12 protein-coding genes are annotated in these 14,675 nt (G+C 48.7%); 5 read left to right on the forward strand and 7 right to left on the reverse strand.

What is annotated here, in order from left to right; translation table 11 throughout:
• Nucleotides 1-162: 162 nt before the first annotated feature.
• Together ahpF and ahpC (FIU95_RS07655) are read right to left on the reverse strand one after the other, a co-directional pair.
• Nucleotides 163-1,713 carry an alkyl hydroperoxide reductase subunit F gene (ahpF, locus tag FIU95_RS07650; protein ID WP_152452989.1) on the reverse strand — a complete coding sequence of 517 codons (1,551 nt, stop codon included), beginning with the start codon at nt 1,711-1,713 and terminating at the stop codon, nt 163-165.
• Between the two features lie 77 nt (nt 1,714-1,790).
• Nucleotides 1,791-2,357 carry an alkyl hydroperoxide reductase subunit C gene (gene ahpC, locus FIU95_RS07655; RefSeq protein WP_152452991.1) on the reverse strand — a complete coding sequence of 189 codons (567 nt, stop codon included), beginning with the start codon at nt 2,355-2,357 and terminating at the stop codon, nt 1,791-1,793.
• A gap of 378 nt (nt 2,358-2,735) precedes the next feature.
• Between ahpC (FIU95_RS07655) and FIU95_RS07660 the strand changes: the two genes are divergently transcribed.
• Complete coding sequence (locus tag FIU95_RS07660) at nt 2,736-6,119, forward strand: Gfo/Idh/MocA family oxidoreductase (protein ID WP_152452993.1); 3,384 nt, start codon at nt 2,736-2,738, stop codon at nt 6,117-6,119.
• Nucleotides 6,116-7,321, forward strand: a complete 1,206-nt coding sequence (locus FIU95_RS07665) for a sugar MFS transporter (RefSeq protein ID WP_152452995.1) — start codon at nt 6,116-6,118, stop codon at nt 7,319-7,321. Before FIU95_RS07660 ends, FIU95_RS07665 begins: the two co-directional genes overlap by 4 nt.
• Nucleotides 7,322-7,488: 167 nt before the next feature.
• On the opposite strand, the gene ahpC (FIU95_RS07670) is transcribed toward FIU95_RS07665, so the two are convergent.
• On the reverse strand, nt 7,489-8,055 hold the full coding sequence (gene ahpC, locus FIU95_RS07670) for an alkyl hydroperoxide reductase subunit C (protein ID WP_152452997.1): 567 nt from the start codon (nt 8,053-8,055) through the stop codon (nt 7,489-7,491).
• Nucleotides 8,056-8,299: 244 nt separating this feature from the next.
• On the opposite strand from ahpC (FIU95_RS07670), the gene FIU95_RS07675 reads away from it, so the two are divergent.
• From FIU95_RS07675 to FIU95_RS07685, 3 genes are all read left to right on the forward strand, one after another.
• The gene (locus FIU95_RS07675) at nt 8,300-9,616 is read left to right on the forward strand and encodes a DUF2157 domain-containing protein (RefSeq protein WP_152452999.1); all 1,317 of its coding nucleotides are present in this window, start codon (nt 8,300-8,302) and stop codon (nt 9,614-9,616) included.
• Nucleotides 9,613-10,134, forward strand: a complete 522-nt coding sequence (locus tag FIU95_RS07680) for a GDYXXLXY domain-containing protein (protein WP_152453001.1) — start codon at nt 9,613-9,615, stop codon at nt 10,132-10,134. Before FIU95_RS07675 ends, FIU95_RS07680 begins: the two co-directional genes overlap by 4 nt.
• A 95-nt stretch (nt 10,135-10,229) precedes the next feature.
• The gene (locus FIU95_RS07685) at nt 10,230-10,829 is read left to right on the forward strand and encodes a CPBP family intramembrane glutamic endopeptidase (protein WP_152453004.1); all 600 of its coding nucleotides are present in this window, start codon (nt 10,230-10,232) and stop codon (nt 10,827-10,829) included.
• 55 nt (nt 10,830-10,884) lie between these two features.
• Here the strand turns inward: FIU95_RS07685 and FIU95_RS07690 are convergent, their stop codons facing one another.
• The 4 genes from FIU95_RS07690 to FIU95_RS07705 form a co-directional block, all read right to left on the reverse strand.
• Nucleotides 10,885-11,541 carry an exopolysaccharide biosynthesis protein gene (locus FIU95_RS07690; protein ID WP_253868925.1) on the reverse strand — a complete coding sequence of 219 codons (657 nt, stop codon included), beginning with the start codon at nt 11,539-11,541 and terminating at the stop codon, nt 10,885-10,887.
• 173 nt (nt 11,542-11,714) lie between these two features.
• Nucleotides 11,715-12,356 carry an NAD-dependent epimerase/dehydratase family protein gene (locus tag FIU95_RS07695; RefSeq protein WP_253868928.1) on the reverse strand — a complete coding sequence of 214 codons (642 nt, stop codon included), beginning with the start codon at nt 12,354-12,356 and terminating at the stop codon, nt 11,715-11,717.
• 646 nt (nt 12,357-13,002) lie between these two features.
• Nucleotides 13,003-13,614, reverse strand: coding sequence for a hypothetical protein (locus FIU95_RS07700; RefSeq protein WP_152453008.1), 612 nt, complete (start codon nt 13,612-13,614; stop codon nt 13,003-13,005).
• 361 nt (nt 13,615-13,975) lie between these two features.
• Complete coding sequence (locus FIU95_RS07705; protein WP_172975348.1) at nt 13,976-14,497, reverse strand: DUF4174 domain-containing protein; 522 nt, start codon at nt 14,495-14,497, stop codon at nt 13,976-13,978.
• Between the last annotated feature and the right edge of the window lie 178 nt (nt 14,498-14,675).

The following is a 14,675-nucleotide window of genomic DNA, read 5'->3' on the forward strand; positions in this document are numbered from 1 at the left end:
GTGTCGGTGGGGAAAAGGAGAGGTTATGAGGCAGAAAGAGGGCTGGAGAGTCCCATTGACCTTGACTGCAAATTCTTATGATGGGCTGGGATGGCGGAATATTTCGTGCAGTTCAGAAGTAAAAAAGGCCGGTCTTAGGCCGGCCTTGTGAAGTATCGATATTTATTCCACTGAGGAGCGGATCAGGTAATCAAATGCGCCCAATGCTGCTGTGGCACCGGCTCCCATGGAAATCACAATTTGCTTGTAAGGCACAGTGGTGGCATCGCCGGCAGCGTAGACGCCGGGTACAGAAGTTGCGCCACGCTCGTTGATGATGATCTCTCCCATGCGATTCATTTCTACATCGGTTTCCTTGAGGAACTCTGTATTGGGTACCAACCCAATTTGCACAAAGATTCCTGCCAGATCGAGTTTTTTGTTTTCTCCAGATTCACGATCGGTGTAGGCGAGCCCATTTACCTTGTTACCATCGCCTAGGACTTCAGTGGTTTGGGCGTTGACGATAATGTCAATGTTATCCATCTGCTGAGCTTTGCGTACTAAAACGTCATCTGCTCGTAGCTTGTCGGCAAATTCCAATACGGTGACATGCTCGACAATACCGGCCAGGTCGATGGCCGCCTCAATACCGGAGTTGCCACCGCCAATAACCGCTACACGCCTGCCTTTAAAGAAGGGGCCGTCGCAGTGGGGGCAGTAGGCTACGCCTTTAGTGCGGTATTCTGCTTCACCTGGCACGCCGAGTTCTCTCCAGCGGGCTCCGGTGGCCAGTATGACTGAGCGACTGGATAGGGTAGCGCCGCTTTGCAGCTCTATATCCACCAGCTCGTTGCGCTGTAAATTGGCTGCACGTTGATCGGTAATAATATCTACACCGTACTCTTTAACGTGTTGCTCCAGACTGGCAGAAAGCTTCGGACCTTCGGTGTAAGGGACTGAGATAAAGTTTTCGATACCCACGGTATCCATCACCTGTCCGCCAAAGCGCTCAGCCACCAGGCCTGTGCGAATGCCCTTGCGTGCGGCATAAATGGCTGCTGCAGCACCGGCGGGTCCACCACCCACTACCAGTAAGTCGTAAGGGGCTTTTTCACTGAGTTCTTCAGTTTTGCGTTCTGCGGCGCCGCTATCCAGTTTACTGACGATTTCTTCCAGAGACATTCTCCCCTGGCCGAAATGTTCGCCGTTCAGGTAGACCGCTGGTACCGCCATCACATTGCGCTGCTCAACCTCATCCTGGAACAAGCTGCCATCGATCATCTCGTGGGTGATGTTCGGGTTTAGGGTGGCCATCAGGTTCAGTGCTTGAACCACATCCGGGCAGTTCTGGCAGGAAAGCGATATGTAAGTTTCAAAGTGAAATTCGCCTTTTAGATTGCGCACCTGCTCAAGTAGTTCTGGGTTCGCTTTGGAGGGATGGCCGCCCGCTTGCAGTAACGCCAACACTAGAGAGGTGAATTCATGGCCCAGTGGGATTCCGGCAAAGCTTACACGGGGTTCTTCACCCGCTGGAGCGATGGCCATATTCGGGGTACGCTTGGCCTGACCTTGGCGTGCGCTGATTTTTCCAGAGAGCGCGGAAATTTCATCGACCAGCGATTCCAGCTCTTTGGATTTCTGGCTGTCATCAGTGGACACACGAATCTCGATCGGCTTGACGATATTCTGCAGGTAAGTGTCCAGTTGCTTCTTCAGGTTTGCATCCAACATCGGTGTGTCCTTTCCTAACAATTTCAAAATTTGGGTATGGCCCACCTTTTTGGTGAGCCGGGTCAGAGTGCTCGGGTTTAAATTTTGCCGACGAGATCGAGGGAGGGCGCTAGGGTTTCTTCCCCTTCCTTCCACTTCGCCGGGCAGACTTCACCGGGGTGTGCGGCGACGTACTGAGCGGCTTTGATCTTGCGCAGTAGCTCGCTGGCATCGCGGCCGATGCCACCGGCGGTGATCTCAACGATCTGGATGCGACCTTCCGGGTCGATCACAAAGGTGCCGCGGTCGGCAATGCCTTCTTCCTCGATCATCACGCCGAAGTTGCGGGTGATGGTGCCTGTGGGATCGCCGATCATCGGGTACTGGATCTTGCCGATGGTGTCTGAAGAGTCGTGCCAGGCTTTGTGGGTGAAGTGGGTGTCCGTGGATACGGAGTAAATCTCCACGCCCAGTTTCTTGAACTCTTCGTAGTTGTCCGCCAGGTCGCCCAGCTCGGTGGGGCACACAAAGGTGAAGTCGGCGGGATAGAAGAAGAACACCGCCCACTTGCCCTTTACGTCAGCGTCGCTGATATCGAAAAAGTCGCCGTTTTGGTAAGCCTTGGCGTTAAAGGGTTTCAGTTGGGATTCGATGTAACGTGACATGGATAGCTCCTTATTCATGGCTGTCTTGCCGGTCGTTGTTTGGGTACGGGGTTAATACTATCGATCAAGATAAGTTAATAAAAATTATTAATTTAAATGCTTTTGATAGTTAATAGCTATCTTTGGCTTCAACTTGATTGCCGTGGATGGGGGATACTACTGCAGGGTGTTGATAGGTATTCAGCACCGCTAGAAGCAGCGGTATTGAGTGCTGCTCAGCATTCCTTAATCAGGAAGTTACCAGCTAAGAGGTCGGCCTCTGGGCTGAATGATGAAGAGCTGAAAAAGAGTTGAGGACTAGATACGAGGACATTAGCAATGGGGTATGAGAGTGAATTGGTGCTTGGGGTTTCAGCTTAGCTTCGCGTTGGTGTGAGGTTGAAAGTTGCCGGTATGAATGAAAACGTTTTGCATGTCACAGTAATCGGTGTTGGCCTGCCTGGGGAGTCAATTGGTTGGCTGCATTTGTCTCAGCTAATGAGTATGCCAAATGTAGTCGTGGACGCGGTTATTGAGGAATATTGGCTTTCTGAGGCTGTTGCTTCGAGCGAGAAAGGACTGGCATATAAAAGAGAGATGGCAAGACTTGAGGAGCAGTTCGGCGGCTTCAAAATTTATACCTCTGTAGCTCAGTTGCCCAGGCCAGATATGTTCTCCAAGCATTTGGTCATCATCTCGGTTAGAACTCCATCTGCCACGGATGTGTTTAAGTCGGTAGTTGCCAGAGGCTTTAGGAATATTTACTTGGAAAAGCCAGGAGCAGATTCTCTGGAAAAATTACAAGCCATGGAAAGGATTGCCGAAGAAAAAAATGTGAAGGTTGTCGTAGGTTATCAAAAACATATTGCAAGTTATGTAAAAGAAGCTGAGAAAATCGACCATGAGTGGGCGTTGCACTCCAGAAGCGTTGGTTTTATACATCACAACCCCCATCCTGAAGATTCTCTAGAAAGTGTGTTTAGGCAAAATTCTGAAGGAATGCTGCTGAATCAGTGCTGTCATGAGCTTGAACTCTGTGTCGCAAAGTGGAAATTGGCTTCCCATAATATTACTGACGTGGTGGTTAACCCTGAGAAAACCATAAAAAAGCGTTTTGGTGATATTGAGGACTTTAAGAAACTATCCTTTAAGATAGAAACTAACTTAGGAGTCTCCTTTTCCTTTTTTGCCACTCGCTGTGAGGGGGTAGAAAACAGTATAGTGATGAGGAGAGGTCTCACAAGTAAGCCTGTTTTGGTTAGGCAGGCCAAGCCAGATGTGTTAGAGCGCGCTTTGGCACTTACCAAGAAAGAAAAAGGTGCAATGTGGTATTGCTACTTATTCGAGCAGGATTACCGTGCTCTGAAGAGGTTATTTATTGAGTCAATTTTATATCACGATGACGAGAAGTATTTAAGCCTCCCCAGGCTGCCACACGCCTGTGGAGTTCTTCAGCTAGCCGCGGCGATTGAGCCTAGTATTCAGGCTCAGGTTAAGAGTAACAAAGATTACCATCCTGTTGCTCAGGTTGTAGATATAGTATGTCAAGAGCCAACGACTCAGAGAATCTGGTACCACCAAAAACTATTTGCCCCTGGTAATAACTTTCTTATTGATATCCTAAGGCCGCCAAAGAAAAGAATTATCTGTTGCGTTGATGACAGGGTCTGGGATCTTTATGCAAAAGATATCATTGAGTGGGAAAAGTCCGTTGGAGTTAGCCTTATTCCAATAGTGATGAAAGGCGGTGAACAGTCAAAGAATATTGACAGTTTCCTCAAGGTGATTGATGAGATCTGGAAAGCAAACCCTCTCCGCTATAGAGAGCCAATCGTAGCCATGGGAGGTGGGGCAGTAACAGATACTATAGGATTCGTTAGTGCTGTCTGGCGACGTAATACCCCATGGATACGTATTCCCACTACACTGATGGGCATGATTGATTCCTCTATCGGTATCAAGGTGAGTGTGAACCATATTATTAAGAATGGTTTAGGTGCTTTCCACTGTCCTCGGCATACCATTATTGATCCAACCTTTTTACGCACTAACTCGCAACGGGTATTGAAGAGTGCGATAGGCGAAATGATTAAAGTGGGCGTGGTATTTAATAAAGAGACTCTCAATTTGCTATCTAAGAAGGGGGAGGGTTTGTTGGATAGCAGGTTTCTCGACTCTAAAGGCTTGCCAGGAGAGGTTTCTTACAATCTTATTATGATTTGTATTGATGCCATGCTGGATAGCATCGCGGGGGACCTAAACGAGGAAAATTTATCCCGGCCAATGGATTTTGGGCACACACTTTCAAGGTGGCTGGAGCGTGATGAATCATTTCGGCTGATGCATGGTGAGGCGGTGGGTATTGATTGCCTGTTCACATCCCTAGTGGCTGAACAAATGGAGTTGATTACCAAAGTGGAGGTGGAGTTTCTCTTTGATATTTATGTCAAGCTGGGACTTGCAGCTAGCGTAAAAGGGCTTAACTTGGATGTATACAAAACCGCTCTAAAACAAATTTCTATTCATCGGTCGGGTAGATTACGGGCTCCACTACCTGCGCCTCTAGGGCGTTGCACTTGGGTAGATGAAATAAAAAACAAAGATCTGGAGAAATCCTGGAGTAGCTTGCAAAAGAGACTCGCTATCCATCCTGAGCTGGTTTTGGACCCAGATGCTATTGAAGATGAAGATGAAGATGAAGATTATCGGTCTGCTGGTGCGAAAGCGTCAAATGCTAGAAGCAAGGGAAAATACAGTCAAAAATCGCTTCGCTGGGGAATTATTGGTTGTGGAAGAATTGCAAATGACTTTGCGATTATTATCAATTATCTGGAGTCTGCTGAAATTCACGCTGTGGCTTCAAGAAATTTGGATAGGGCGAAAGATTTTGCGAGTAACCACGGGGTCAGTCGGGCGTATGGGAATTATCTAGAGCTTGTTTCTGATCCAGACGTTGATATTGTATATATTGCAACCATCCCGGAGCTGCATCGGCAGCATGCTGAACTGGTTTTAAGGGCAGGAAAGCCGGTGCTTGTTGAGAAGCCTTTAGCGCTCACAGTAGAAGATGCCTTAAAGATTAAAGCACTTGCTCATAAAAAGCAGCTGTTCTGTATGGAAGGAATGTGGATGAGATTCTTCCCTGCTATTAAATATTGTAGAAGCATCGTAAGTAGCGGCGAGATCGGTAAGGTTTGCCAGCTTCGGGCAGATTTAAGTTTCGACTTGCGTAAGGATGAAGGGCTTCAATCGCCTAAATGGCGGGTAGGGGCGGGCATGGATGCTGGTGTTTACCCCATTCATGCCGCGCTTATGTTGCTTGGAAGGAATGCATCAGACCTAGAGTTTTCTGGCGTACTTGATGACTATGGATCTCAGGAGGATGGTGCGGGATTAATCTATGCGCATTATGATTCCGGGCCTACAGCTGTTGTTTCCTGGAGTCATCTGGTTGAGGGAGCGGAGGAGTTGGAGGTCTATGGCACTGAGGGTAGGGTGAAAGTACACTCACCGGCTCACTGCCCAACAAGGATTTCCGTAACCAGGGTGGAGGGCTCTCGAAGAGCCGATAACAATACCAGGTTGTATGAATTTCCACTGCCACGAATTAGGGGGGAGTTTAATTATCCCAACTCCGAGGGGCTATACTACGAGGCTCGGGCGGTGCAGCGATGCTTGGAGAGGGGATTGATCGAGTGTCCAGAGCTTCCTTTAGCAGACTCCGTGCAGGCAATCAAGATGATCGTAGCGTGCGACCAGCACATTAAAAGAAAAGCTGCGTGAAACGAAATATCTATTGGTTTGGGTTGCTGTCTTGCTACGGAGCGCTGTTTCTTCTGGGGTTTATAGAAGTTTATAAAGCACCAATTTATCCAAAAATACTAGATTTCTTTTCTGTATCCCCTACTAAGGGCTCCACCTTTTTCTTTTTATCCACCTTTTCAGCTTTATTGATGACGCTCTCCGGATCTTTGTGGGTAAAGAGGGTGAGAGTCATATCTGGCTTGGGACTGTTTATCGCCTTTATGGGGATCGGTTCAATCCTATCAGGTATCTCTGGTTATTTTCACTCCTTTCCTGTATTGATTTTGGGCAGTTTTGTTTTTGGGGTCGGTGCAGGGGGTTGTATGGTGCTAATTAATGTAGCAATTCCTCTTTTTGTACCTCAAGACCTGACTCGCCAAGGGTATTGTGGATTACATAGCACCTACGGAGTTGCATCAATACTATCTCCATTATTGCCTGTACTCTTTTATAAATATCACTTTGGTTGGGAGGGTGGGTTCTACCTGTTTGGTGGGCTTGCAACCGCTATTTTAATATTTATTTTCTTTGGATTACGCAATAGCAGGGCAAGGCGTCAAGCGGGTGAGGGAGGTATTGATCCCAGTGCTTATCGAGAAAAGGGTAAGCGTGATAAAGAACCAAAAGAGTGGTGGATTGCAATAGGTGGTGGGCTGATTGTTTCTGCCTACAACGGATCGGAGCATATTCTTGCAAGTCGACTGGTGCTGTTTCTTGAGGCAAGAGGCGGCCCATGGGCGGTTGAAGCTGATATCCTGCTATCAATCTTTTTTGGCCTATTGTGCATTGGCAGGATACTTTTTACCTTTATTCTTCTGAAGGGCAATACCTTCTTTTGGCTGATTATCTCTTTTCTATCGACTGCAGTGGTTTTTCTTCTGGGTTATTGGGTGAACCCTATATGGTTTCCGGTATGCGGATTAACACTATCTTACCTATTCCCCTATACGATGGAGTGGTTAACCCGTTGTTCCAAGAATCCACCATTTACTGTTTCATTTTCTCTTGGCGCAGGAGGTGTATTTTTGATATTTGCGCATGCTTCGGTGGGCTGGCTGGATGGGAATTATGGGATTCAAACAGCTATTTGTGTAGTCCCAGTGTTCCTTGTGGCTGGGATACTCTTTTGTTTACTGATGGGATATATCGAAAGGGTGAAAAAGTCTTCAAAGGTTAGTTGAGGAGTTTGACTCTTATCTTGTGCTCGATCGTCACAATAGATGACTGCGTCTCTATTAATTTTTTCAAATTGTGTTTGTATTGACCGGTTGATTGAAAGTTTATAAATGACAATGCCCACCAAAAGGTGGGCAATGCCGGTTCCAATCCTGTGAGGGCTTGGGAAAACTTAAATTTTGCCTACTAGGTCGAGTGACGGCGCCAGGGTCTCTTCACCCTCTTTCCACTTGGCCGGGCAGACTTCACCGGGGTGTGCAGCGACGTACTGGGCGGCTTTGATCTTGCGCAGTAATTCGCTGGCATCGCGGCCGATACCACCAGCGGTGATCTCAACGATCTGTATGCGGCCTTCCGGGTCGATCACAAAGGTACCGCGGTCGGCGATGCCTTCTTCCTCAATCATCACGCCGAAGTTACGTGTAATGGTGCCGGTGGGGTCGCCGATCATCGGGTATTGGATTTTACCGATGGTGTCAGAGGAGTCGTGCCAGGCTTTGTGGGTGAAGTGGGTATCGGTGGAGACGGAGTAGATTTCTACACCCAACTTTTTGAACTCTTCGTAGTTGTCCGCCAGGTCACCGAGCTCTGTGGGGCATACAAAGGTGAAGTCGGCGGGGTAGAAGAAGAATACGGCCCACTTACCTTTTACATCGGTGTCGCTGACGTCGTGAAATTCGCCGTTCTGATAGGCCTTGGCTTTGAAGGGCTTGAGTTCGGATTCGATATAGCGGGACATGAATTGCTCCTTAGTTGGATTAAAAGTATTCCGCGTTGTGTCTGTAACTTCTGTGACTTGAATACTATTGTTCTTGTGTTTTTAATAAAAATTAACAATTTAAATGTGTCAGATAGCCTGTGACTATGCGCTTATCTGGGGCAGGCTAGATTGTGGATGGAAGCGACTTTAGAGATACTCCAAGGACTTGGGGTGCGCGTAGTGCTGCTCACCGGTAATGGATACAAAGCCGCAGGAAAGTGGTATGCGATTGATAAGGTTGTTGAAGTATGACCTGGCGCGGGAAGCCGGGGACTGGGTGGATGATGGGGTGATCAGCGAGGCGCAGGCTGAGTTAATCTGCGCCCGCTATGAGGTGGACTACCATCGGGCCCGGCAGCGCTCAATGGGTTACAACGTGTTGGTGGGGCTCGGTTACCTGTTTATCGCATTGGCGCTGATTACCCTGATTGGGGCCAACTGGGAGGAAATTCCACGCGCTTTGCGTATGGGAGGGCTGGTAACGCTTACTGTAGCCACCCAATGCGTTGCCCTGCGGATCTATTTCACTGGCGATCCCCGCCGGGGCGAGGGGCTTTTCCTGCTGGGGAACTTCTTCTTTGGTGCCTCAATTATCCTGATCGCGCAGATATACCATTTGGGCGAATATATGCCCGATGGCGTCTTCTGGTGGGCATTGGGTTGCCTGCCGTTTGCCCTGATTGCTCGCAGCCCCTGGCTGGCAATCCAGACACAGGTTTTAGCGCTGCTGTGGTTCTTTTTGCAGGTCAGCATGGGCTACTACCCGGCGCTCTTCCCGCTCTTTATTGCGGCATCTCTCTATGTGCTTCTGCGCGGGCGTGCGAGTACGGTTCTTATGCTGTTGCTCTTGGTGAGTATCGGCTTCTGGGTTGAATACACTCTGTCGGAATTTTGGCGGAGCCAGCAGCCGTGGGTTGGGTTGAAGCTCTATCCCGAGAATCTGGCGGTAGCGGTTGCCCTGTTTATCCTGCTGTATGTTTTCAGCCACTGGCTGGCCTTGAGGGGGGCATCGGTGGCCAAGGATTACGCAACGGTGATTTCCGTGTGGTGCCTGCGTTTTGCTCTGGTCAGCCTGCTGGTATTCAGCTTTGCATTTCCCTGGGAGGAGCTGATTGAGGCCCAGTGGGAGCACCGGCTGAGTATGTGGTTGGTGGTAGCCGCGATGGCTGCCGCTACGCTGGTATTAGCACTGCCGACCAGGCGCCTGTTATCGAGCGGCCTCCTCTTGGTATTTTTTGTCGGTGCACTGATTGGCGTCAGTACCAGAGGTAACCCGGATTTGGCAGTGTATCTGCAGGTGGCGACTAATTTCGTCCTTATCAGCTGTGGTATTTGGTTGATCTACCGGGGTATTCACGATGGTATTTCCCATTATTTCTTTCTTGGTGTGATGTCGATATTGATCACCGCACTGCTGCGCTATATCGACTTGATCGGCGATTACCTGGGGGCGGCGTTAATCTTTATTCTATTTGCGGGCCTGCTGTTGGGGGCCGCCAAGTACTGGAAGCACCACCAGGGCGGGGAGGAAATGCCATGAAGAAGGGATTGACCTACGCCTTAGGGGTGGCGATTGCTACGCAATTTTTCATTCTTGTGGGGATGTATGTAAAAGCGCAGATGCCGCTTTGGACGGGAGAGCTGGTGCGGGTCAAAGCGATTCCGGTAGATCCCCGCTCTCTATTTCGCGGTAACTATGCGCGGCTGAATTACGATTTTTCCCGCGTTGCCAAGTCGGCCCTGGCCGGAGACCGGCGAGTGCGAGAGGGAGAGGTGGTATATGTGTCCCTGAAAAAAGATCCTTCAGGGCTCTATGCGTTTTCTGGAGCGAGCCTGGAGAAACCTTCCGAAGGAGTATTTCTAAAAGGGCGGGTTGTGGGTCGTAACGCTTGGCGTGCAAAGCATTTTTATCGTGTTAAGTACGGCATTGAGGCTTACTTTGCGCCCAAGGCAAAGGCTTTGCAGCTGGAGCGGGAATTACGCGATGGTGGGATTGCCGAGCTTATGGTGGCGCCCAGCGGGCAAGTGACCCTTAAGAATGTGATCGGGGATGATTGATTCGGTAAATTGACTCGTGCGGTGTTTGGTGTGGGAGTATGCCGGACTCCTAATCGAGCAGAGAAAACAATGCCAACGGATGGGGGGCATGCGCTATGTCACAGGGGAAAGGACATCGGATCGATATTTTCTCTACCATGATGTGGGTGCAGGGGGGGTGCCTGCTGTTGGCAGCAATCGGTTTTGGGTTTTCCGAGGTAGCGCTTCCCGCATTCGAGAGTGCCATTTTGAGTTCAGTGGCCTGGGGGATTCTGGGGGCATTACTCAGCTTTGTAGCAGTAGTGGTGTTGACTCGTTCCCATAATCGGGTGGGCCGCGCCCTGCGTTGGCACTGTGGCCGGCTGGCGCCAATTTTCAGCAAAATGCCTCTAGTTCAATTAGTGATACTGTCTATTGCTGCGGGCGTGTGTGAGGAGCTGTTATTTCGTGGCTTTCTGCAAACCTGGTTATCACAGCTGAGTTCACCGCTCTTGGGATTATTCGTTGCCTCCCTCATTTTTGCACTTCTACATTGGGCTTCGCTGATCTATGTACTGTTGATTTTTGTCTTTGGTCTGATCCTCGGCTATGCCTACCAGGTTAGTGGGAGCCTGTTGGGGGTGATAGTCTGGCACGCCGTTTACGATTTTTTTGCCTTGGCCGCTCTCGCCTACTACCCCAAGGTGCTGGGTGCCGATCGATGGTTGAGCGAATAATCCGTTTATTCAGGGGCTTGGCACTTCAGTCCTTCAGCCCTTTATCCCTTCAACCCTATAGCAGGGTGTGGGCGAGTAGTAGGGTGAGTAGAGCGGTTATGGTAAAGGCAATCAGTGCCAGTAGGCCGTCGTGGGCCACCAGGGCCAGTCCAAAAATGGTAAGGGCAAAACCTGCGGTAGTAGCGGAAAAGGGCACCAGTTCCATCAGCGGCATCGTCAAAGCGATCAGCGAACAGGTGGTGGCGATGGCATAGGTGCCACCGCGCCTCACCAGAAAGTCCAGGCGCGGCTGCATCCAGCGGTCAGCAAATTCTGCCGGCCGTCGCAACCAATGCAACGCTCTTATAAGTTTCTTTTTAGATATAGAGCGCTTGAGTAGCCACTTGGGCAGCCATACATGTCTCCGTCCCAATAGGAGTTGAATGGCTACTAGTAGTAGCAGCGCTGCCATGGCGGTAGAAATACCGGGCACGCCACTCAAAGGGGAGAACAAAATCAGACCCACCACCAGCAGGAAGGGCGCATAAGACCTGAGCCCGATGGTATCTATCACAAGTTCCAGAGAGACCCGCTCAGCATGTTTGCAGCTGGTTTCGATTTGCTCGAGCAGTTGGCACAGACCGGTAAACTCCTGGGGCATAACAGCGAGGCTCAATGCCTGGCGGTGTTTGATTGCGCAGGGCCCAATGGCGAGGGCTTTACATACTGGCATCCTCGCCGACTGTGAGCTACAGCTGGAAGCGTCGGCAAGGCGATCTGGGCCAAGACTGCCAAGAGCAGCTCAAACGAATAGGACACAAACAACAGCATGGCGTTCACCAGAAAGGGAAACCTCTAGAGATAGTCTGTGCCGCCAAGGCCCCAAGCGCCAGTCCAACAGGGGATCTAGTTGGAAAACAATTCATCCAAAGTGAAGGTTTCCAGGCCCTTACCCTGCCTTTGGCTCTCGCTCACCATCTTTGCCGCCACTTGAGCGCCTTTTATTGGACGGTAGCGACGTAATCCGGGTAGCAGGCAGATCCAGGGAAGTAGCATGGCGCCAATTTTCTCAGCTGGGCGGGAGTCACTACGATCTCCCATGAGTAGGGAAGGGCGGAAGATGCTGATTTGGGCAAAGGGCAGTAGCAAAACTTTCTGCTCCAATTCTCCTTTCATTCGCAAATAGGCATTGCTGCTCTTGGCATTAGCGCCACTGGAGGATACCAACAGATAATGTGATACCCCGTTATCCGCTGCCAGTTGTGCCGCGTGGAGCTGGTAATCCACATCCACTTTATGTTGTTGCTCCAGGCTACCAGCCTGTTTCTTGGTAGTACCTAGGCAGGAAAAGAGCAAGTCGCCCCGAAATAATTCTGCATATTCCTCAAGGCGATCAAAATCCACTACTTCATTGCGTACCTTGGGGTGGGGGGAGGGGGTGTTTCGGCGGGTCAGGGTTACTATTTCATCAATGAAAGCTTCTTTTGCTAATTGCTCAACCAGGTGATTCCCGATCAGTCCTGTTGCTCCGATAATAATGGCTTTCATTGCTATATTTCCTGGCTAATCACTTTTCTATAGGGTGAATGATCCACTATTAAGGGGTGGTACTGTCAAGTTTGTTGGGCACCTTAAGAACTTTATTTTTTAGTCAGATTTTTAAAATAAATGAAAACTTCGTTAAAAAATGATTAGAAAATAAATGTGAAATTCTTTAGCTATTAGATATTGATCCCTTAAAGATAAAATCAAGGTAGTGATGCAATAAATCCTGGGGGTAGGTGGGATGTAGCGTGCTTATCTAGGCTAGGGTTTTCAACGGCGTTGCTTATGGAAACTTAGAATAGTTCAGGTTGATTTGGATTGATTTGGGGGGCTTTTACTCTCCAAGCCTCCCACAAAAGCAATTCTCACCGAGTTTGACGCAGCACCAATGGAGCTAGCAATCTACTACCTGTGACTGGCGGAGCGCTCTCATACCCTAACGCTGGCTTGCCTAGAGGTTGGTGCCCCAATCTAATCCAAAGCGGTCCTGATGCTGCCTGAGGGGTATGAGAGTCATTGGCGCCATCAATCTTATCCAAACGGATCAGTCAGCACTTTGCCAGGTAAGGATTTACGGACAGAAGGACGAATCGGCTATCGTTTTTCAGGAATAGCCGAAGCGGTGGAGAAGTTCGAAATAATACAAGTATTACTGTAAAACCTCAGGTTTCATCCCTGCACAATAATTGGCCGGTATTTCATCTAAATGGAACGCCTTCATAAGATCTCTGCTTGCCCCAACATAAGACCCTACCGTTGTGCCTGACCAGTAGCCTGTATCACAAGTCAGAGAAACACAGTCTCCCCCAAAAGTTACAAAGGGCTTATCACGTACAATCTTGCATGTGCATATGGCTTTGAGCGGATTCATTGGATCGACAATGCAGGGTTGATCCAGGCAATCTGTCCACGGTTTACCCTGTGGGCAGGAAAGTACAGGCTTAGTAGGCGCCTGTGCGAAAGAAAATGTCGATAAGGCCTTTTTTACTCCATTTGAGTCAGTCACAGGCACCCGGGCTTTGCATTCTGATAATCCGAAGTTCAATCCCTCGTTAACATCACAGTTACAAATTGCATTTGAATCCGGTTTCTCAGGATCTGGAACGCAAGGGGCGGATGTGCATAAGACATATTCATTGCTACAAATGGTGCCCTTACCATTTTTGATGGCGTTGTGATTGCCCTCCTGAGCGGCTGCTTCAAACCCTATCAAGGCTAGGGCAATCAAAATGATTGTGACCAGGAATGAATCTTTCTTCATGAACGTAGCCTTTATGATTAAAAAGGTCGGATAAAATTTAAGCTGATATGGCTCAGGCTAGGATCTTTAAAGTGTCTGTTTTTGATGGATAGGGTCAGTTTGTCAAAGTGCGACCAATGTTGTTCAAGATGGTGGGGGAGAGAATCAGGAGTCGGATCTAACAGGCGTCATTTAATCTATGAATCTATCGAATACAAAGGTTAGCCGGGTATGTATGTCGGCTAGGGCTTAACGTCTAGATGGGATGGATGAACTCTAGGGTAATAAGTCTTGCGTACAGTCAATGTGCATAAAGGCTAGATGATGGTCAGGCGTGAAGGGGATCGGCATGTCTAAGCATCAAGAATGCCTAGACATGCTTCTATTTAGGTTGCTCAATGCAAAACTTCTCGGCAATTCTAGAAAAAAAATTCAGTGTCCCGGCGGGTTCAATGCAGTTATTAATTCGATCTTGGCTGGGTAAATAGGTTCCTTGCATCTCTTGTTGCCGCATCGGCATCCGATCTATGCGATGAAAAATTTCCACGGGTGAGAAGGTGACAGTGCGATATTTCACTCCACCATCCTTGCCAATCAAAATAACCTGTTCAGTATTGCTTCTGAAGTATTGATCGCGAACATTTTTACCGAAATCCCTGGAAATTTCACCTGGGTAATTAGTTTCTATCTTCTCATCGGAAAACAAAAACCATAGTAGTTGCCTTTCAGCGAATTGTGGTTCCAGCTTGAGCAGAGACTGCACAGTCTCTGGCACGTCTTTAGGGTTGGCCAGGAGTAAAACACGATACTTCCATTGGAAATTTTTAAGGTTGTTTATAGCCGCCTCCTCTGCGGAAAGCTGTAAAGGATGGAGAATAAATAGCAAAAAAAACAGTATGCGCATTAGTACAACTCTGCTATTTGGATTGCTAAATACACTTAAGTTTAGCTGAGTTAAATCAACTAGACTTATACGGTGCCTCTCTTGATTGCTCATGTTAATAAAATAGGGGTGGCCCCCTGGTTTTTAGTGGACCTTATTAAAGAGGCCTGCATATAAGCTCTAGGTTACTGAGAGAAGT

The organism is Microbulbifer sp. THAF38 (genome assembly GCF_009363535.1).
In the GTDB taxonomy this organism is placed as follows: Bacteria; Pseudomonadota; Gammaproteobacteria; order Pseudomonadales; family Cellvibrionaceae; genus Microbulbifer.